This is a genomic window from Pseudomonas sp. No.117, from assembly GCF_054558395.1.
Genome location: NZ_BAAJNP010000004.1, coordinates 198490 through 218810 on the forward strand (window position 1 = coordinate 198490; position 20321 = coordinate 218810).

16 protein-coding genes and 1 pseudogene are annotated in these 20321 nt (G+C 64.8%); 11 read left to right on the forward strand and 6 right to left on the reverse strand.

What is annotated here, in order from left to right; all coding sequences use genetic code 11:
* The first annotated feature begins 322 nt into the window (after positions 1–322).
* From ACYJP6_RS10780 to ACYJP6_RS10800, 5 genes are all read left to right on the forward strand, one after another.
* Positions 323–1471 (forward strand): transporter substrate-binding domain-containing protein, encoded by a 1149-nt coding sequence (locus ACYJP6_RS10780; RefSeq protein ID WP_145002590.1) that lies wholly within the window; start codon positions 323–325, stop codon positions 1469–1471.
* Positions 1468–2100: an ANTAR domain-containing response regulator gene (locus ACYJP6_RS10785; protein ID WP_145002593.1), complete on the forward strand. Its 633-nt coding sequence runs from the start codon at positions 1468–1470 to the stop codon at positions 2098–2100. Before ACYJP6_RS10780 ends, ACYJP6_RS10785 begins: the two co-directional genes overlap by 4 nt.
* A gap of 201 nt (positions 2101–2301) precedes the next feature.
* Positions 2302–3837, forward strand: coding sequence for an amidase (locus tag ACYJP6_RS10790; protein ID WP_459474977.1), 1536 nt, complete (start codon positions 2302–2304; stop codon positions 3835–3837).
* 70 nt (positions 3838–3907) lie between these two features.
* A complete protein-coding gene (locus ACYJP6_RS10795; protein ID WP_459474978.1) occupies positions 3908–4489 on the forward strand; it encodes a HupE/UreJ family protein in 582 nt (193 codons plus the stop codon).
* A 123-nt stretch (positions 4490–4612) separates the two neighbouring features.
* Positions 4613–4783, forward strand: a complete 171-nt coding sequence (locus tag ACYJP6_RS10800; RefSeq protein WP_459474979.1) for a hypothetical protein — start codon at positions 4613–4615, stop codon at positions 4781–4783.
* On the opposite strand, the pseudogene ACYJP6_RS10805 reads toward ACYJP6_RS10800, so the two are convergent.
* Positions 4780–5514: pseudogene (locus ACYJP6_RS10805) on the reverse strand (ABC transporter substrate-binding protein); the annotation flags it as partial. The gene ACYJP6_RS10800 and the pseudogene ACYJP6_RS10805 overlap by 4 nt on opposite strands.
* A 2-nt stretch (positions 5515–5516) precedes the next feature.
* Between ACYJP6_RS10805 and ACYJP6_RS10810 the strand changes: the two are divergent.
* Both ACYJP6_RS10810 and mgrA read left to right on the forward strand, forming a co-directional pair.
* Complete coding sequence (locus ACYJP6_RS10810; RefSeq protein WP_459475355.1) at positions 5517–6044, forward strand: substrate-binding domain-containing protein; 528 nt, start codon at positions 5517–5519, stop codon at positions 6042–6044.
* 519 nt (positions 6045–6563) lie between these two features.
* The gene (gene mgrA, locus ACYJP6_RS10815; RefSeq protein ID WP_459474980.1) at positions 6564–7601 is read left to right on the forward strand and encodes an L-glyceraldehyde 3-phosphate reductase; all 1038 of its coding nucleotides are present in this window, start codon (positions 6564–6566) and stop codon (positions 7599–7601) included.
* A 90-nt stretch (positions 7602–7691) separates the two neighbouring features.
* Here the strand turns inward: mgrA and ACYJP6_RS10820 are convergent, their stop codons facing one another.
* On the reverse strand, positions 7692–8609 hold the full coding sequence (locus ACYJP6_RS10820; protein ID WP_459474981.1) for an AraC family transcriptional regulator: 918 nt from the start codon (positions 8607–8609) through the stop codon (positions 7692–7694).
* A 248-nt stretch (positions 8610–8857) separates the two neighbouring features.
* On the opposite strand from ACYJP6_RS10820, the gene ACYJP6_RS10825 reads away from it, so the two are divergent.
* Both ACYJP6_RS10825 and ACYJP6_RS10830 read left to right on the forward strand, forming a co-directional pair.
* Positions 8858–10165: an ABC transporter substrate-binding protein gene (locus tag ACYJP6_RS10825; RefSeq protein ID WP_459474982.1), complete on the forward strand. Its 1308-nt coding sequence runs from the start codon at positions 8858–8860 to the stop codon at positions 10163–10165.
* A gap of 69 nt (positions 10166–10234) precedes the next feature.
* The gene (locus tag ACYJP6_RS10830; RefSeq protein WP_459474983.1) at positions 10235–11008 is read left to right on the forward strand and encodes an L-iditol 2-dehydrogenase; all 774 of its coding nucleotides are present in this window, start codon (positions 10235–10237) and stop codon (positions 11006–11008) included.
* Between the two features lie 8 nt (positions 11009–11016).
* On the opposite strand, the gene ACYJP6_RS10835 is transcribed toward ACYJP6_RS10830, so the two are convergent.
* From ACYJP6_RS10835 to ACYJP6_RS10845, 3 genes are all read right to left on the reverse strand, one after another.
* Positions 11017–11613, reverse strand: coding sequence for a DUF1349 domain-containing protein (locus ACYJP6_RS10835; protein WP_459474984.1), 597 nt, complete (start codon positions 11611–11613; stop codon positions 11017–11019).
* Positions 11614–12191: 578 nt separating this feature from the next.
* Positions 12192–13136 carry a DNA replication terminus site-binding protein gene (locus tag ACYJP6_RS10840; RefSeq protein WP_459474985.1) on the reverse strand — a complete coding sequence of 315 codons (945 nt, stop codon included), beginning with the start codon at positions 13134–13136 and terminating at the stop codon, positions 12192–12194.
* A gap of 95 nt (positions 13137–13231) precedes the next feature.
* A complete protein-coding gene (locus ACYJP6_RS10845) occupies positions 13232–14809 on the reverse strand; it encodes an alkaline phosphatase D family protein (protein ID WP_459474986.1) in 1578 nt (525 codons plus the stop codon).
* 203 nt (positions 14810–15012) lie between these two features.
* Here ACYJP6_RS10845 and ACYJP6_RS10850 point away from each other — a divergent pair, with 203 nt between their 5' ends.
* Both ACYJP6_RS10850 and ACYJP6_RS10855 read left to right on the forward strand, forming a co-directional pair.
* Positions 15013–16281, forward strand: coding sequence for a 3-phosphoshikimate 1-carboxyvinyltransferase (locus ACYJP6_RS10850; RefSeq protein ID WP_459474987.1), 1269 nt, complete (start codon positions 15013–15015; stop codon positions 16279–16281).
* A 36-nt stretch (positions 16282–16317) separates the two neighbouring features.
* Positions 16318–19389: a hybrid sensor histidine kinase/response regulator gene (locus ACYJP6_RS10855; protein ID WP_459474988.1), complete on the forward strand. Its 3072-nt coding sequence runs from the start codon at positions 16318–16320 to the stop codon at positions 19387–19389.
* Here ACYJP6_RS10855 and ACYJP6_RS10860 read toward each other — a convergent pair.
* Positions 19349–20233 carry a helix-turn-helix domain-containing protein gene (locus ACYJP6_RS10860; RefSeq protein WP_459474989.1) on the reverse strand — a complete coding sequence of 295 codons (885 nt, stop codon included), beginning with the start codon at positions 20231–20233 and terminating at the stop codon, positions 19349–19351. The genes ACYJP6_RS10855 and ACYJP6_RS10860 overlap by 41 nt on opposite strands.
* Positions 20234–20321: the final 88 nt, after the last annotated feature.

The window sequence follows — 20321 nt, forward strand, 5'->3', positions numbered from 1 at the left end:
GGCGGCCGGCGCGCCCGCGTTGGCGTTTGCCGACGTCAGACGCGTCGCGCTACCACCCGGGTGGCCCGCAATCTGCAGGAGAGCAGGGCACTACCCTCGCAGGGTCCCTTGTCGCACGCCCGTTTCCGGCAGGTGTGGAAGGTCCCTCGCATGACCGGCCGCGACAGCGCAGTCGCACCGGTTCCAGGCACAGGTCGCCTGAGAGCAGCCGTCGAATCCACGGCCATCGCTCACCGAATCTTCGTCCGTTGTTCCCTTGCAAAGGGCTCGTTCCCTGGCGGACAGCGGGCGTGTGCGCTCACGTTGAACAAGGTTGATAGGCATGGTTGACCAGGCGATCCGCATAGGCGGTCTGTTTTCCGACACGGGAGTCACGGCCGCCGCCGAAGGCTCGACAAGGCGCGGCGCGCAATTCGCCATCGCGCAGATCAACGCCGCCGGTGGAGTAGGGGGGCGACCGCTGGAGCTCGTCACCCGCAATCCCGATTCGACGCCGGCGCTGTACGCCATGCACGTCGAGTCGCTGATTCGTGAGGAAAACCTGAGGTTCTTCTTCGGTTGCTACACCTCGGCCACGCGCAAGGCGGCATTGCCGGTCGTGGAGCGTTATGACGCCTTGCTGCTGTACCCGGTGTACTACGAGGGCTTCGAGTACTCGCGCAACATCATCTACACCGGTGCGACCCCGAACCACAACGCCGTGCCCCTGGGCAATTACATGCTCGACCACTTCGGCAAGCGGGTGTTGATGATCGGGTCCGAGTACGTCTATCCCTACGAAACCAATCGGCTGATGAGCGACCTGCTGTATGAACGGGGCGGGATCAAGCTGGGCGAATACTACCTGCCGCTGAAGAATGCCCGCCCCGAGGACTTCGCCAGGCTCATGGCCAAGGCCCGGGAGCTCAAGCCGTCGTTCATTTTTTCCACGGTGGTCGGAGCGACCATGGGGCACCTGTACCAGGCGTACGCCGATGCCGGTTTCGATCCCGCCGTGATGCCGATCGCCAGCCTCACTACCAGCGAGACCGACATCAAGCAGATGGGGGTCCATCTGGGGGCGGGGCACATATCGGCGGCGACCTACTTCCAGTCGGTCGACACGGCCATCAATCGCCAGTGCATCGCGCATTACCGTGAACTCTTCGGTCAGGACCAGGTGACCGACCGTTGCTGGGAGGCGGCCTATTTCCAGGTGCACCTGCTGGCCAAGGCGATTCTCCGTGCCGGCAGCACCGAGGTCGCGGCCGTGGTGCGGGCGATGCGCGGGCTGGAGTTCGACGCGCCCCAGGGGCGCGTTCGCATCGACGCGGACAATCACCACACCTACCTGTTCTCGCGCATCGGGCGGGCCAATGCCGAAGGCCAGTTCGACATCCTCTATGAAAGCCAGAGCGCCCTCCGGCCGGATCCCTACGCCATAGCGCCACGCCTGAACGACTGGTCGAGCAACACGGGGAGGGCGCTATGACCCTGCGCGCGGCAAAGAAGCGGCAACGCACCGATCCCGGCGTGGGGATCAAGGACCTGCGCGACATTAGCGTGCTGGTGGTGCATCCGGATGACGACGATGGCCGTCAGCTGATCGGCCAACTGCAGCGCATCGGCTGCCAGGTGCGGGTGCAATGGCCTATCCCGGAACGCCTCACTACCGAGGCGGACGTGATCGTGCTCGCGGTGTCCCCGGAAAGCCTGTCGACCAACACGCCCTGGCTGTTGCATGCCGCTACGCCGCCGATCATCCCGGTGATCGCCTACGAAAACCCGATCATCGTCGAGGCCCTGGTGCAGCTCAACGCCTGCTCGGTGATCCCGTCGCCGGTGCGTTCCTTCGGTCTGCTCACGGCGCTGACGCTGACCTTGAGCCAGTCACGCAAGGCCCGCGAGCGCGAAAAGCACGTCAAGCGCCTGGAGGGCCGGATGGCGGTGATGCGCACCGTCCAGCAGGCCAAGATCATCCTGATCGAAACCAAGGGCCTGTCGGAAATCGATGCCTACAACGCCCTGCGCGACCAGGCCATGGCCAAGCGTGAGCCGGTGGAGAAGATCGCCGAAGCCCTGGTCAAGGCCCACGAGTTGTTTCAACAAGCCTGTTCCTGAGTGTCGGCCCCAGGGGCCTGATCCTCTTCTGCGCGGAAGACTGCCATACGCCCTCATCGGCAGGTATGGATCACCGCGTGGCGACCGGCGTGGACAACGGCGTCCTCCGGAACGAACCGCGACCTGCGCACCGCGCAGCGGGTTCGAGTCAACGGCTGCCCGCTTCCGGACAGTCCTCATCCGCTACCTGGAGAACCTTCCATGCCCGTCAAACGCCCGAGCAAAGCCGACTTCCTCCTCGCTGCCGAAGACCACGGCTATCACCTGAGCGACAGCCAGCTGGAGTCCTTCCTGAACCTGGCCGACGAAACCCTCGGCTCCTACGACGCCATCGATACCCTCTATGCGCAAACCCTCGCCCAGCAGCCACCCGCGCGTACCTTCAGCAAGGCCACTGACGCCGACAACCGGCACGGCGCCTGGTATGTGAAGACCACCATCGCGGGCGCCGCCCAAGGCCCCCTGGCGGGCAAGACCGTGGTGATCAAGGACAATGTCTCGGTGGCCGGCGTGCCCCTGGCCAATGGCTCGCGCAGCCTGGACGGCTACATCCCCGCCGAGGATGCGACGGTGGTCAAGCGCCTGCTGGCCGCGGGCGCCACGGTGGTCGGCAAGTCGGTCTGTGAGGACCTGTGCTTTTCCGGCGCCAGCTTCACCGCGGCTAGCGGCCCGGTGAAGAATCCCTGGGACCTGACCCGCAACGCCGGCGGCTCCTCCAGCGGCAGTGCCGTGCTGGTCGCGCTGGGCGAGGTGGACATGGCGATTGGCGGCGATCAGGGCGGCTCGATCCGCATGCCGTCGGCCTGGAGTGGCATCGTCGGCCACAAGCCCACCTACGGGCTGGTGCCCTACACCGGCGCCTTCCCGATTGAAAGGACCATCGATCACGTCGGCCCCATGGCCAACAGCGTCCGCGACGTGGCCCTGATGCTCGATGTCATCGCGGGTGCCGATGGCCTCGATCCCCGCCAGAAGAATCCGCCTTCCGTCAGCTGCATGACGACCCTGGAGCAGGGCGTGGCAGGGCTCCGCGTGGGGGTACTGAAGGAAGGCTTCGGCATTCTGGGCGTGTCGGAGGCCCAGGTGGACGCCCAGGTGAAGGCGGCGATCACCCAACTGGAACGCCTCGGCGCGACGGTCGGCGAAGCCAGCGTACCCTGGCATTCCGGCGTGGCGCTGGACATCTGGAATGTCGTCGCCACCGATGGCGCGGCATACCAGATGCTGCAGGGCAATGGCTATGGCATGAACGTGGACGGCTACTACGACCCGGAGATCATGAGCTACTTCGGGGCCAAGCGTCGGGAGCACGCCGATGCCTTATCCAGCAGTGTCCGTGCCGTGGCCTTGACCGGGCACTACAGCCTGAAGAATCTCCATGGCGCCTCTTACGCCAAGGCCCGCATGCTGGTCCCCGAGCTCACCCGTCAGTACGGCGAGGCGTTCAAAGATTTCGATGTGCTGGTGATGCCGACCATGCCGTTCGTGGCCACCCCCTTGACCGCCGCCGATGCGCCGATCGAGGAATACGTCCACAGCGCCTTGAACATGCTGGCCAACACCGCGCCGTTCGACCTCACCGGCCACCCGGCGACCTCGGTGCCCACCGGCCTGGCCGATGGCTTGCCGGTGGCGATGATGATCGTCGCCCCGCGCTTCGAGGACGCCTTGGCCTTGCGCGTGGCCCAAGCCTACGAGCAGGCCCGTGGCGCCTTCCCCAAGCCGCCGCGTCCCTGAGGTAGCGGGGCAGGGTGTCGGCGGGACGGCTGTCGGCACCTGGCCATTCTTGAACTGCAGGAGTGCCTTGATGCAAAAGACTCGATTGATACGGCTGTCGCTGGGCGCGGCCTTCGGCCTGCTCCCCGCGTTCGCCTTCGCCCACCCGGGGCATGACGAATCAGGCCTGCTCGCAGGCTTCGCGCATCCGCTGAGCGGACTCGACCACCTGCTGGCGATGTTCGCCGTCGGCCTCTGGGCGGCCCAACAAAGAGGACGCGCTCGCTGGCTGTTACCCCTGACCTTCGTCGGCAGCATGCTCCTCGGCGGCCTGCTGGGGTTCGCCGGCTTCGCCATGGCCTATCTGGAAACCGGCATCGCCGCCTCGGTCCTGACCCTCGGCGTGCTGGTCACGGTGGCGGCGCGTCCGCCTGAGGTGGCGGCCCTGGCCATCACCGCCCTGTTCGGACTGGCTCACGGCATTGCCCACGGCCTCGAATTACCGGAGATGAGCAGTCCGGTGGCCTATGCGCTGGGCTTCACGGTGGCGACCTTGGGGCTGCACGGCGCTGGCTTCGCCCTGGCGCGCGGGTTGTCGATGAGCAACGGCGCCAGCGTGCGGGTGCTCGGACTGGCTTCGGCCGGCGCCGGTGCCTGGTTGCTGATGGCGTGATCGGGCCATAGTGACCCGGCCCCGGGAGCGGCCGCTGAGGCGCCTGGCAGTCGCCTCAGCGGCCCAATCGTCTCCTTCGCCGATTGCACCGTCTGATGTTCAACCACTTGGCGTCTGCGCCCCATGCTGATGCCAAAGGTAGGCGCCGTGCTGCGCGCTCATCCGGACCTAACGGTGTTCTTCGCGCCCTACGATGAATCCGCCAATGGCGTGAAGCTTGCCGTGGACGAGGCCGGTTACAGCAAGACGACGCGCATCTACAGCGCCGATATCTCCAACGCCAAGGTGCCCTAGGGCACTACCGTCGCCGGATAGATCGCGTCCTGAACCCGGATGGAGTGCGGAATCAATCCCAGCTCCTGGAAGGTATCGGCGAGGCGCTGCTGCTCTGCGACGATGTTTGGGCTGATGGCCACGGCGTTGTAGTTGCGTCTGCTGCTGGCCGCCTCCAGTACGCTGGCGTCAATACCCAGTTGCGGCGCGAGCAGTTGCGCGACGTCCTTGGGATGGGCATTGGCCCAGCTGCTGGCCTTGGCCAATTCGCTGAAGAAGGTACGGAGTAGGGCGCGGTGTGCGTCGGCGAAGGTAGCGGTGGAGAGATAGAAGGTGCGGTTGTTGGTCAGCCCCTCGCCGTCGCACAGGTTACGGACCTGCTGCTGTTGCTCGGCGGCGGCGAGAAAGGGGTCCCAGAGTGTAGCGGCGGCCACGCTGCCGGATTGCAGGGCGGCCACGGCATCGGCCGCGTTGGCCACGTACGCCGGCTGGATGTCCTTGTAGCTCATACCGGCCTGCTGCAAGGCCGCTGCCAACAGATACTGGGCATTCCAGCCACGACCGGTGGCAACGCGCTGTCCCTTGAGACCGGCGACGTCGGTAATCGGCGAATCCTTGCTGACCAAAATACCGATCCCTTTCGGATAGGGCTGCTCGGCGGCTAGGCAGACCACTGGCTTGCCGGCGGCCTTGGCGAAAACCGAGGGGGCATCTGCCGCATTGCCGAGGTCGATGGCGCCGCCAGCCCGTGCAGATCGGTTTTTCCCACTACGAGGTCGGCATGCTGGCGGCGGCAGCTGTGCACGCGGCAGGCTATGGCCGGCCGGCGTTCGTCCTCAACAGTGCAACGGGCGACTTGAGCGCCCTGGAGCGCTGCCAGGGATTCAAGGACGGCTTGTTGGCCAGGGGCATCACTATTCAGGTCCATGCACCCGCTGCGGAACTGGCACCTTTCGAAGCCGGCGAGCAGGCGATGCAGGTCTTGCTCGCCGGATCCGCGCCGGTGGACGTCATCTTCTTCGCCAACGACAACCTCGCGGCAGGCGGACTGCTGGCGGCCCAGCATGCCGGCATCCGCGTCCCGGAGCACTGTGCGGTGCTGGGTTTCGGCGACTATCCCTTTGCGCGGATGCTGATGCCGCGGCTCACGACCATTCGACCGCCAGCGCTGGAGATTGGCACCTTGGCCGCACAGCAGATACTCGAGGCGGTCGGCGGCGCTCAGGTTTCCAACATGACGGGACCGCTTCACTGTGAATTGATCAAGCGCGATAGTCTGTAGGATCAGCAGTCGCTGTCGCAGCGATTGTTCGGGTCGTGGCGGCTGAGTTCGAGGAGTAGCCGGGTAGGGCTGCACAGGTGCTGCCGCGAATCGCCAAGGCAGCCGCCAGCTGCGCCTTGATTGCCTGGCGTAGCTCGGTAGCTAATCATCCTGGTCAGGAGGCAAAGGGCAGATCCAGGGAATCAGCCATATCAAATTTAACATAATATACATTATGCGAAGTTATGGTTATGGAGCGCTGCACCGAGCCGTCTGCCTTTTCACGCTGGCTGCTTTCCCAAATTCGCTTCGACCTCGCCAGTTTACCTGCCACTACGGCTTCAGAGCTTCAGATCGCCGCTAACCTCACACCTGCACCGCAAAATCCGCAGCACCCGTTTGTACAAGATGGCGCCGACGGCTTTAATCGGATGGCGTCTTTATCCCGAATCTCTTTCCGGTGGTCGCGCGTCTCTGCCTGCACCATGCTGCGCGACCACCCTGGGTTTCCAACAAGTATTCCATCCCGAGGAGTTTTCAATGGCTTACCAAGCCGCTTCCGATCGTTATGACCGTATTCCTTACCGCCGCGTCGGCCGCAGCGGTCTCGTGCTGCCGGCGCTGTCGCTAGGCCTCTGGCACAACTTTGGCGATACCACGCCCTTGGATCGCCAGCGTGCCTTGCTGCGGACCGCCTTCGATCTGGGCATCAATCACTTCGACCTGGCCAACAATTACGGGCCGCCCTATGGCAGCGCCGAGATCAATTTCGGTCGGCTGCTGCGCGAAGACTTCGCTGCCTATCGCGACGAACTCATCATCTCCAGCAAGGCCGGCTGGGACATGTGGCCCGGTCCTTACGGTCAAGGTGGCGGCTCGCGCAAATACGTGCTGGCCAGCCTGGACCAGAGCCTCCAGCGCCTGGGCCTCGATTACGTCGACATCTTCTATTCGCACCGTTTCGATGAGCATACGCCGCTGGAAGAAACCGCCGGCGCCCTGGCCAGCGCGGTCCAGCAAGGCAAGGCGCTCTATATCGGCATCAGTTCCTATTCCGGCACCAAGACCCGCGAGATGGCCAAGCTGCTGGCCGACTGGAAGATCCCGCTGCTGATCCATCAACCCGCCTACAACCTGCTCAACCGCTGGATCGAAAAGGACCTGCTGGATGCGACCGAGGAAATCGGTAGCGGCGTCATTGCCTTCACGCCCTTGGCTCAAGGGCTGCTGACCGACAAGTACCTCAATGGCGTGCCGGCCGAGGCCCGGGTCAACCAGCCCGGTGGCCAGTCACTGCAACAAGGTCATCTGTCTGCGGAAAACCTCGAACGGGTCCGTGCCCTGAACGCCATCGCCCAGCGGCGTGGTCAGAGCCTGGCGCAACTGGCGCTGGCCTGGACCCTGCGCGATCCGCGGATCACCAGTGCCCTGATCGGGGCCAGTCGGCCCGAGCAGATCGTCGAGAACGTGGCTGCGCTGGACAACCTGGCCTTCACCGCCGAGGAACTGGCCGAGATCGATACCCATGCGGTCGAAGGCGACATCAACCTCTGGGCCAAGCCGTCGAGCGCCGAGTAGCCCTTGCTGGCGTGCCTGACTCGTCGAAGTCGGGCACGTCGGTCATCCGCTCGGCCGGTCCTTGAGGGACACAACCACCCTCACCCGCCCTTACCCCTTCGGTTCCGGCTGCCGCCTGGTCGCGAGCGCTTCACGTCGATACTGGCTCGGCGTTTGTCCGGTCTCGTTGCGGAAATGCCGATTGAAGTTGGACAGGTTGGAATAACCCACCTCGAAGCAGATGGCGGCCACGGACAGCTCCACCTGCAGCAGCAACCGACAGGCCCGCTGAATACGCAGCTTGCGCGCCAATTCGATGAAGCCATGGCCGGTGATCTTTTTGAAGAAGCGTGAAAATCCCGCTTCGCTCATGCCCACGCGCTGAGCGATCACGGTCAGCCGAATGTCTTCGGTGAGCTCGCTCAGTAGGTAGTCGAAGGCCTGGTGGACGCGCGCGGAACTGCGGTCATCCAGTGCTGGCGCATAACAGGCACTGGCCAGCACGAGCCTCTCGCTGAGTGGCGCCCGAGACAGCCAGCCAAGCAAAGCGAAAAGCCTAAGCAGGCGCTCGGCGCCCCGGGCCTCGCCGATCGCTTCGATCAGTTCGGCAGCCCGCCGCGCGGTCTCGCCCTTGAACTCCAGTCCGCGTCTGGCCTGCTCCAGCAGTGGCAAATAATCGCCCAGTTCCGGAGCCACGGCGCTCAGCGAGCGCAACAGCTCGCCGTTGAACTGGATGACCACGTCGCGGCCGGACAGCACCTCACCCTGAGGCAGGTCGCCGATCCAGTCGTGCGGCAGGTCCGGGCCGATCATGGCCACATGGCCGGCCGCGAAGGGCCCTACATAGTCCCCGGCCAGGAGCCGTCCGCTACCCTCGCGGATCAGATGGATCTCGTATTCCGGGTGGTGATTCCAGCGTGCCAGGGCATAGGGATAGTCGTGCTCATACCAGCGAAAGCTCTGTTCTGGCTCGGCAAGGATGACTTCCAGCTCCGCCGGCCGCGCTTCGAGGAAGGCGGTGGCCTTCATGGTGTTACCTCCGCTAGTGCTGATAAGGCTGCTCCGCCTCGATGGCCCGTCGATGCTTTTTTGACCTTGGCTAGACGACTGCTAGAGATCAAAAAAGTATCGGCGCCTGGTCAATGGCAGGTTAGCAAAGGTCCTGGGGCTGCTGCTGTAATCATCCGCAGCCGCCAGGGCAAATCAAATTTCCATCGGCGGTGTACGAGCCATAACAACAACAAGCTGCCCGCTACGGCAGTCACGGAGAGACGTCGATGAAGCACCCCTTCGCCTTGCTGCTTTTCACTGGCCTCGGTTTGACCGGCGTGGCCCAGGCCGTCGAATCGGTCACCGTCGCCACCGTCAACAACAGCGACATGGTCCGCATGCAGCGCCTGTCCCAGGTATTCGAAAAGCAGCATCCCGAGATCAAGTTGAACTGGGTGGTACTCGAGGAGAATGTACTGCGGCAGCGACTGACCACCGACATCACCACCGGTGGCGGTCAGTTCGATGTGCTGACCATAGGGACCTACGAAACGCCGCTCTGGGGCGCCAAGAACTGGCTCGAACCCCTCGACGATCTGCCGGCCAGCTATGACGTCGACGACATCTTCCCGGCGGTCCGCCAGGGGCTATCGGTCAACAACCGTCTCTATGCCCTGCCGTTCTACGGTGAAAGCACCGTTACCTATTACCGCAAGGACCTGTTCCAGGCCGCCGGACTGCAGATGCCGGACAAGCCGACCTGGTCGCAGCTCGCCGAGTTTGCCGGCAAACTCAACCAGCCGGAAAAGGACCAGTACGGCCTCTGCCTGAGAGGCAAGGCTGGCTGGGGTGAGAACGTCGCCCTGCTCAGCCTGATGGGCAATGCCTTCGGCGCGCGCTGGTTCGACGAGCGCTGGCAACCGCAGTTGACCAGCCCCGAATGGACGGCCGCGGCCACCTTCTATGTCGATACCCTGAAGAAGTACGGGCCGCCTGGCGCGTCCAGCAACGGCTTCAACGAGAACCTGGCCCTGTTCAACAGCGGCAAGTGCGCGCTGTGGGTCGATGCCAGCGTGGCCGGGTCCTTCATCACGGACAAGAGCCAGAGCAAGGTGGCTGATCAGGTCGGTTTCGCCGCCTCGCCCCACGAGGTAACCGACAAGGGCTCCTCCTGGCTGTACGCCTGGTCCCTCGCCATTCCGGCGAGCGCCAAGCACAAGGACGCCGCCAGGACCTTCATCACCTGGGCGACTTCCAAGGAATACATCCAGCTGGTGGCCAACCAGGATGGCATCAGCAACGTGCCGCCGGGTACGCGTCAATCCACCTACAGCCAGGCCTACCTGACTGCGGCCCCCTTCGCCAAGATCACCCTGGACATGATGCAGCATGCCGACCCGGCGCATCCCTCGGCCCAGCCGGTGCCCTACGTCGGTATCCAGTACGTGACCATTCCCGAATTCCAGGCCATAGGCACCGCCGTCGGCAAGCTGTTCTCCGCCGCCCTCACCGGGCAGATGAGCGTCCAGCAAGCCCTGGAGGCGGCCCAGACCTCGACGACGCGCGAGATGAAACGCGCCGGCTACCTGAAGTAAAGACACGCAGCGGCTCCCCGATGCCCCGAGGTATCGGGCGGCCGTACCCTACCGAGCGGAGTAACGAGCATGAACAGACTGGAAGGAAAAAGCGCCCTGATCACCGGCGCCGCCCGCGGTATCGGCAAGGCATTCGCCCAGGCCTACCTCAAGGAAGGCGCGACGGTGGCCATCGCCGACATCAACATCGAAAGAGCCCGGGAGACCGCCGCGGAGCTCGGCGAACGTGCCTATGCCCTGGCCATGGATGTCACCGACCAGACCTCCATCGACACGGCCATCGCGCAGGTGGTCGCCACCGCGGGCAAGCTCGACATCCTGATCAACAACGCCGCCCTCTTCGACCTGGCACCCCTCGTCGAGATCACCCGGGAAAGCTACGAGCGGCTGTTCTCGATCAACGTGGCCGGCACCCTCTTCACCCTGCAGGCCGCCGCCCGGCAGATGATCGCCCAGGGCCACGGCGGCAAGATCATCAATATGGCCAGCCAGGCCGGCCGCCGCGGCGAAGCCCTGGTAGCCGTTTACTGTGCCACCAAGGCCGCGGTGATCAGCCTCACCCAGTCGGCCGGCCTCAACCTCATCGAGCATCGCATCAACGTCAATGCCATCGCCCCGGGTGTGGTGGACGGCGAGCATTGGGAAGGGGTCGACGCCCTCTTCGCCCACTACGAGCAGCGTCCGCTGGGCGAGAAGAAACGTCTGGTCGGTGAAGCCGTGCCCTATGGCCGCATGGGCACCGCGGAGGATCTGGTGGGGATGGCGGTGTTCCTGGCCTCCCGCGACAGCGATTTCGTGGTGTCCCAGACCTACAATGTCGATGGCGGCAATTGGATGAGCTGAGGCGCCGGCTAGCTCAGATCGTGCAAGGCCTTGGCCACCACCGGGCCGATCTGGAGGTCGGTGAAGCTGACTTCCAGGCCTTCGCGCTGTGGCGAACAGCAATAGGGCCCGATCTCCAGCGGCGCGCCCTCCTCCCCGCCAGCGAATCGGCACAGCCGTAACAGCGGCCAGACTACCCCGTCGAGGGAATACTGGAGGCGCAGGACCTGGGCCTGTAGCGTCATCCTGAGCCAGAAACCGCGCAGCGCATCGGGCATCGGCCCCAGGGCCCAATCCGAATGCCCCAGGGTCAGCACGCTGCCCAGATGCGCGATGCCGTCATTGATCTCAAGCCCCGTCTTGCACCAGCGCGCGCTGTCCCGGCGCACCATCAAGCCGGCCTGATCATAGAGTTCGGTGAAGGTACCGGTGATTCGCACCTGGGCGGTGAATTCTTCCCCCACCGGGTAACCGTGGAAGTGTCCGCTATCCCTTTCGAAGCCGTACTGGGTCTTTTGCCAGAAATCGCTACCGCCCTCGGTACGTACGTGTAGCAGACCGTCCGTATCAGACCAGTGCCTCGGCTCGTTCAGCCAGCGGGGAGGCAAGGACTTCGCAAGGTTCATGGTCTGGCATCCGGAGGAAAGGGTTGCCAACACCATAGATCAAGGGCGCGAGAGGCGCCAAAGCGGATCGGTGGATTACGGGAGGTGGTAAGCCAAAAGCCAACAGGAACGGCGCTCGATGAGCATGAGCGGGAGGGTTGAGCGGGCAGCCAATGCCAGCACCACTTTCCGCCAGGCATGAAAAAAGGGAGCCTAGGCTCCCTTATCCAAACACGCTGCTGCCCTCTTGTTGTTGTTGTCGGACGTCAACGTCATCGATAGCTAGTACGCCCCACCAGGGGGTGGGAAGTGAACAGATTACTTTGGTGGCTCTGGGGAGTTCCAAAATGATCGGTTCGCGAGCCTTGGCCGTCTTGTTTTTGTTGTGGGCGTCAGCGGCGCATTTTGTTGTTCTTGTGCCAGTAATAAAGCAGGCACTGTGCCAACATTTATAAGCAATTGATTTATCTAGGATTTATCATTTCATGCCAGAGCTGGAGCCACCCGCTTCGCAGATTTTCGTTACCTTTTCACTCGGCCGGGGATGTATCCGGTTACGACAACCCTAGGCGCGGTAACGTGGCACATGACCGGCGCCGCTAGCGGCTGTAGGTCGATCTCTTGAGCGTTGCCTCGTTGTTACGCGGGGCAATGGGTCGCTCCGGGTTCTCGGTTGGCAGGTACAGCAGTCGCGTAGCCAGCACCTCCCGCCGCGGCTTGATGTCCGGTCGCAGTGCGCCGCGCTGGGTACGGTCGAAGTCGCGCAGGTCCACTACCTCCATGCCATCCTCGGCCGGCACCACGAAGACCGGTAGATTCGCATGGATCATGGCGTCGTAACGGCTCTCCTCGCCGAACCAGAGCATGGCCCGGGGATGGGGTGCGATCTTCTTGTGGCGGACCAGGATGTCGTCGTCCGCCATGCGACTGAGTGCCTGGTGCTCTTGCCACTCGGGGGTGCGATCCAGTGCGATCCGCTCACGATCCGCGCGGGCCATGGCCAGCGTCTTCAGCTGTTCCCGGACCTTGGACACCTTGACCCGCTCCCCACCGGCGGTATGGCCTGCCCAGGTGAAGGTCAGCTGGCGGACCGGATCGGGAAAGCCATGCACCTTGCGAATCAGCTGTTTGGTGTTGAAGGCCCCGCCCAGTGCCTTGCGCATGATCCGCGGCCGCGCTTCCGGAGCCAGCTTCAGTTCCAGCCGGGTCTGCTCGATCGCAGCGCTGAAGGCGGCCTTGCAATCGTTGATGGCCAGGACCTCCTCCATCAGTGGCTCGGCCAGCGCGATGTAACCCGGCAGACGGCTGACGGTACCAGGTGCCTGGCCAGGCTGCAGGTGGAAGGCCAGCAAGGCATCGCGGGTGAGCTCCACGGCTTCGCTACCCTCGAAGCCGTCCGCCAGGATGTGATCGGGCACCCGCTGCTGCGACAGCAACGGCAGGCGCCAGACCCGCGCCGCCACGACCCGGCTAGGCCAACGCTCGTTGAAGGTTGCGATGCTTCGCTTGAGGTCTTCAAACGCGCTCTTGATGTCTTCGTGCATGGCCAGCTCCAACCTGATGACTGCCAGATTGTAGCATTTGAGCGTATTTTCGGCTCATCATTGATTACCTTGCACGAGTCTAGCCTAATAGCTTATTAGGTTATTGGGGTGGTATTAATCTGTCTGGGTTGAAGGGCCTGGGTAAATTGCGCATGACCGTCCTGGTCTCTCAGGGTTACCTTCAGCTCGGCGGACTTCCCGTCGATTTCCACCTCTCCGAAGAATTGGAAACCACCCAACGGCGAGGTATTGGCCTGGGGTGGTGCTTTCTGGAATACCACCTCGGGCCCGAAGGTGGCGTCCAAGGGATTCGGACCGAAACTGCCGGCATTGAGCGGGCCCGCCACGAACTCCCAGAAAGGTTCGAAGTCCTGGAAAGCCGCCCGGTCCGGGTGGTAATGGTGGGCCGCGCAATAGTGCACGTCTGCAGTGAGCCAAAGGGTATTGGCGATCCCCTGCCGGGCGATGAAGCCCAGCAGATCGGCCATTTCCAGCTCCCTCCCCTTGGGCGCGCCCGGGTCGCCATTGGCTATGGCTTCCCAGCGGGCCTGCCCCTGGGCGTCCTTGCCATCCGGGACCTGCAGGCCGATGGGCATATCGGCCGCGATGATCTTCCAAGTCGCCTTGGAGGCCTGCAGACCGTGCTTCAACCAGTCGAGCTGCTCGCGGCCCATGAAGGCGCCCTGCCCGCCTTCCTCCGAGCCCAGGTTGCCATCGTTGCCAGCGCGATAGCTGCGCATGTCCAGTACGAAGAGGTCGAGCAGCGGGCCATAGGCGATCTTGCGGTAGATCCGCCCTGCCCCATCCGCCGAGACGCCACGCATGGGCGCGTATTCCAGGAAGGCCTGTCTGGCCCGGCCGCTGAGGACATTGATGTCCTTCACCTGGTAGCGCTCGTCCAGCATCTTGCTCGGCGACCAGTTGTTGGTGGTTTCGTGGTCGTCCCATTGCCAGACCTGAGGGACGTCGGCATTGAAGCGCTTGAGATGGGTATCCAGCAGGTTGTAGCGATAGTTGCCTCGGAATTCGTCCAGCGTCTCGGCCACCTTGCTCTTGGCTTCCGTGGTGAGGTTGCGCCAGATACGCCCCTCCTCGACGGTCAATTGCGCCGGCACCGGGCCATCGGCGTAGATGGTGTCGCCACTGTGCAGGAAAAAATCGGGCTGGCGTTCGCGCATGGAACTGTAGATGCGCATACCGCCGATGTCGGGATTGATGCCGAAGCCCTGGCCGACGGTGTCACCGCCCCAGACGAAGCGAATGTCGCCGCGCTGCGTCGGTGCCGAACGCAGGTGGCCGACGACAGGCTCGCTGAGCGCTCCCGTGTCCAGATCCTCGAACCGCACCCGGTAGAAGAGGTGCTGGTCGGCGGGCAACCCGGTGAGATCAAGGCGCGCCGTGTAATCCTGGGCGGCCGTGGTGACAGCGCCGGCAGCCTTGCGAGCCGAGCGAAAGCTGGCCTGGGTATCCCACTCCACCAGCAGTCGCGCCGGCCGGTCCGTACGGCTCCAGATCAGCGCGCGACCCGCGGTGACGTCACCGGCCTGGACCCCATCGGGCACGCCCGGCCGTCCGGACGGCGCCGCCCAGGTGCGCGCGCCGAGCGCTGGCAACAACAGCGTAGCCCCCAGGCCTTGGAGGACACGGCGACGATCAGGACGAAACAAGGACATGGCAGGTGCTCCTTTCGAAAGCAGCTAGCACTACCCTTCCTTGATTACCTGTTCGTGACAGCAGGACTGATCAGCGGAGTTACCTGCGCCTATAGGGGTGGTATTAACATAGGAGGTACTTGGGCCCGGGGGGCTGGAATGGCATCATGGCGCCCCTGTTACGATCCGCCGCCATGGCTGTCGCGAAGTTGCTTGGAGCCCTCATGTCCGCCAGACCCTGTATCACCGTCACCCCTCCCAACGTCGCGCTGCGTGGCCGCATCGCTCCGCCCGGTTCCAAGTCCATCACCAATAGAGCGCTGCTCCTGGCGGCCTTGGCCAAGGGGACGAGTCGGCTCTCCGGTGCCCTTAAGAGCGATGACACCCGGCACATGTCCGAGGCCCTACGACTGATGGGCGTCACCATCGACGAGCCCGATGCCACCACCTTCGTGGTCACCAGCTCCGGCCGCCTGCAGCAACCCACCCAGCCCCTGTTCCTGGGCAACGCCGGCACCGCGGTACGCTTCCTCACCGCTGCGGTCGCCACAGTCGATGGCGACGTCACCCTGACCGGCGATACCTATATGCAGAAGCGCCCCATCGCTCCCCTGCTGGAAACCCTGAGCGCCAACGGGATTCAGGTCGAAGCGCCCACCGGCTGCCCACCGGTCACGGTCAAGGGCCAGGGCCGGCTCACCGCCCGCCGTTTCGAGGTGGATGCCGGCCTGTCCAGCCAATACGTCTCGGCGCTGTTGATGCTGGCGGCGCTGGGCACCGCGCCCGTGGAAGTCGCCCTGCGCGGCAGCGAGATCGGCGCGCGGGGCTACGTCGACCTGACCGTGGCCGCCATGTGCGCCTTCGGTGCCGAGGTCGAACAACTGGACGCCGCCACCTGGCGGGTGGCGCCCACCGGCTATGTCGCCCGCGACTACTTCATCGAGCCGGACGCCTCCGCCGCCACCTACCTCTGGGCCGCCCAGGCCTTGACCGGCGGCGCTATCGACCTCGGTGTCGCCGACGATGCCTTCACCCAGCCCGACGCCAAGGCCCGCGACTTCATCGCGACCTTCCCACACCTGCCGGCGGTCATCGACGGCTCCCAGATGCAGGACGCCATCCCTACCCTCGCGGTACTGGCAGCCTTCAACGAGACCCCGGTGCGCTTCGTGGGGTTGGCCAATCTGCGCGTCAAGGAGTGCGACCGGGTGGCCGCGCTCCACGATGGCCTGAATGCCATTCGCCCCGGCCTGGCCACGGTAGAGGGTGACGATCTCCTGGTTGCGGCCGATCCCGCGCTGGCCGGGACCCGGGTAGATGCCGTGATCGAGACCCATGCCGATCATCGCATCGCCATGTGTTTCGCCCTGGCCGGCCTCAAGGTCGCGGGTATCCGCATTCTCGACCCGGAATGCGTGGGCAAGACCTATCCTGAGTACTGGAATGCCCTGCGCAGTCTGAACGTCCAGCTGACCGAGGGTATCGAAGACTAATAACAGCGGCTCCCGCCTGCGCAACGGAATTCCAGCATGTCGACGTCTTCGCTCGAACAACAGGCCCTGCTGCAGGTGACCTCCCACGCCCTGGTCATCACCGACCGGCACGGGGCTATCGAGCGCTGGAATCGGGGGGCAGAGTTGCTCTGTGGCTGGACGGCTGGCGAAGTCCAGGGCCAGCCCTTCGCCGAATTGCTCCTGGGTGGTCGGGACCCCGGTTTCCTGACGACGGCCCAGCATCAGGCCCTGGTCGACGAGCACGGCCGCGGCGCGGGCTGGATCGCCGTCCAGGGGGGCGCTTCCCGCTGGGTGGAGATCGCGACCTCGGCCCTCCGCGACGCCGACACGCTATGGGGCTTCGTGCATATCCTGCAGGATCGAACCGAACAGCTGGTGTCCGAGGAGCGCGTGCGCCTCGCCCAGGAAGTGGGCCGGGTCGGTACCTTCGAACTGCTGCCGGGCGAAGCGCGGTTGCTGGTTTCCTCGGGCTTCTGCCAGCTCTGGGGCTTGCCGGAAAAGCGCAGCTACCCGCTGGACGAGCTGGTCAGGCTGCTGCATCCGGACGATGTCGCCAGCCTGCGTACCCTGTCGCCCGCCCCCGACAACGACGCCCTCGACTATCTGGAATACCGCATCCGCCGCGCCGATACCGGCGAGGAACGCTGGCTGGGCCGCCGTGGCCAATTGATGACCAGCGAAGGCAGCGGGCGCTACCTGGGCGTGTGCTACGACATCACCGAGCGCAAGCGCCACGAGGCGGCCATCACCGAGCGGGATCTCTGGCTGCAGGAGCTGTACCACGGGATGCGCGAGGGCTTCTACATGGCCCAGGCGATCCGCGATGACGACGGGCTGATGGAAGACTTTCGCTTCCTGGAGGTCAATCCGATCTTCGCGACCCTCACCGGTATTCCGCTGGATCAGGTGCTGGGCAAGACCCTGCGCGAATCCCTGCCCGAGCTGGAAGCCAGCCTGCTACCCGCCTACGTTGACTTCATGAACTCCGACGCCGAGTTCACCCAGTTCGACATTCCGCTGCAACTGCAGCGGGATCACTGGTACGAGGTTCGCGCACACCGGTTGCCGGGCGATCGCTTCGCGGTGCTGTTCATCGACATCAGCGGGCATCGGCGCCAGGCCCAGGAGCTGGCGCGCAACGAAGCCCAGCTGCGCGCCATCATCAACTCCATCGACCAGATGGTCTGGGCCACGCGCCCGGATGGCCACCACTTCTACTTCAACGACCGCTGGTACGAATTCACCGGTGCCCCGCTGGGCTCCACCGAGGGCGAAGGCTGGGCCAACGTCTTCCACCCGGACGACCAGGAAAGAACCTGGAAGGTCTGGCACCACAGCCTCAGCACCGGCGAGCCGTACCACATCGAATACCGTCTCCGGCATCGGTCAGGGCGCTACCGCTGGGTGCTCGGACGGGCGCAGCCGGTGCGGGACGCCAAGGGCCGTATCGAACAGTGGTTCGGCACCTGCACCGATATCCAGAGCATCGTCGACGCCCGCGAGGTGCTCACCCGGTCGCGCCTGGAGCTGGAACGGCAGATCGAGTTGCGGACCCGCGAGCGGGACCGGATGTGGCGCATCAGCCATGACCTGATGGTGATCTGCCGTGCCGATGGCGAGGTGAAGACGGTCAACAGCGCAGCCACGCGCCTGCTGGGGCGGCGCGAGACCGATCTGGCCAGCATCCAGCTGACCGAATTGATTCACCCGGACGACCAGCGCCAGGTCTTCGATACCCTGCGCAGCCTGGGCGCCCTGCAGGGCTCGGCAGGCCTCCGGGCACGCCTGCGCGCCCGCGATGGCAGCTATCGCGTCCTCGACTGGACGGCCAGCGCCGAGGACGACCTCATCTATGCCGTGGGCCGGGACGTCACCGAACAGCAGGAACTGCAGGAGCAGCTCCGCCAGGCGCAGAAGATGGAGGCGGTCGGCCAGCTCACTGGCGGCATCGCCCACGACTTCAACAACCTGCTCACCGGGATCATGGGCAGCCTGGACATGCTGCAGCGCCACCAGAAGGCCGGCCGGCAGGACAAGTTCGACCAGTACCTGCATTCGGCGCTGACCTCCGCCCAGCGCGCGGCGGCCCTGACCCAGCGCCTGCTGGCCTTTTCCCGGCGTCAGGCGCTGGATCTCCAGCCCATCCACGTCAACGCCTGCGTCAGCTCCATGGAAGAGCTGCTGCTGCGCAGCCTACGTGGCGACATTGCGCTGGTACTCGACCTGGACGAACACCTCTGGCAAGCGCTGACGGATGCGCACCAACTGGAAAGCGCCCTGCTCAACCTGGTCATCAATGCCCGCGATGCCCTGCCCCACGGCGGCACCATCCGGATCGAAACGCACAACGTCTACCTCGCCGAAAGCGGCAATGGCCTGGACGCGGTGAGCGCCGGCGACTACGTGGCGCTGCTGGTGGAAGACGATGGGACGGGCATGAGCCCTGAGGTGATGGCGCGGGCCTTCGACCCCTTCTTCACCACCAAGCCCATCGGCCAGGGCACCGGGCTGGGCCTGTCGATGATCTACGGCTACGCCAAGCAGTCCAAGGGCCATGTGCGCTTGGAATCGCTGCCCGGCAAAGGCACCACCGTAGGCCTCTACCTGCCGCGCTACCTCGGCGCCGACGTCGAGCCGCCACGCCCGACCGCGCCTGCCGTCAGCCCCCATGGTGCTGGCAAGACCGTGCTGGTGGTGGAGGACGAGCCCGTGGTCCGGCAGATGGTGGTGGATCTGCTACGGGAGCTCGGGTACGCGACCCTGCAGGCCGAAGATGCCCGCGGCGCCCTGCCCATCCTAGAAGGCAGCCGGCCGATCGACCTGCTGCTCTCCGATGTCGGCTTGCCAGGCATGAACGGGCGGCAACTCGCCGAGATTGCGCGCCAGCGCCGGCCGGGACTCAAGGTGCTGTTCGCCACCGGCTATGCGGAAGGAGCGCATCTGGAAGGCTATCTGGAGCCGGGCATGACGCTGATCACCAAGCCCTTCAACCTCGATGCCCTGGCGGCGCGGGTGGCGGAAACCCTGGCCGGCGAGGCCCCGGACCTCAACCCGGCAGGTCCGCGCCGGCCAGACGTCGATAATTGACCGGGCTCTGTCCGGTCCCACGACGAAAGAAGCGCGCGAAGTAGGCGGGATCGGCGAAGCCCAGGGCATCGGCGATCTCACCTACCGAGGCCTGGGTGTAGCTCAGGGTACGGCGCGCCTCCAGTAGCAGACGTTCGTGGACGATGGCCAGGGCCGAGGCGCCGGCCAACTGGCGGCAGAGGCTGTTCAGGTGGACCCCGGAGATGCCCAGGGCCGCCGCATAGCGCCCCAGACTCCAGTGCTCGCGGTAATGCTGCTCCACCAGCGCCAGGAAGCGCCCGAGGTGCTGCTCGGCACGCCGCGGCAAGGCCGTACCCTGCTGCTGCCGATGCTGGCGGACCAGCCAGATCGACAGGCTATCGAGCAGGGCTTCGAGCAGCACCTCGCGTCCTGGCCTGCGGCCCTCGTATTCGGCGACAAGCTGGCCAATTAGCTGATCGAGCCAAGTGGCGTCCCCTCCCGCCAGCGCCAGGCATTCGGCGGCGAGGAACAGTCCTGGTCCGGCTCTCTGGCACCGCAGCTTCAGTCGCTCCAGCTGCGGCACCGGCAACGTGATGACGAATCCCTCGACCGCTGGATCGAAGGCGAAGGCGTGCACGCAGAGGACCGGCAGCACTACCAGCAAGGGCCCGGCCATCTCCCCGCGCCAGTCCTCCAGCTGCAGATTCACCCTGCCCTGGCGCACGTACAGCAACTGGGCCAGGTCCGCGTGGCGATGGCTTTCGATGTGCCAGGCATGCAGCCGGCTGCGACTCTCGATCGTTTCGCAGTGCAGGAGGTCGGGTGCCGGCCAGGCCTGGGCCTCGCCATACAGCTTGAATATCGGTGGATAGGCACTGCTCACGTTCAACCCCGGGCGATAGCCGCACGAATCATCGGAAAGTACCAGAAAGTATCGGAAAGCGCCCTGCCTATACCCGGAAAAATCGTCC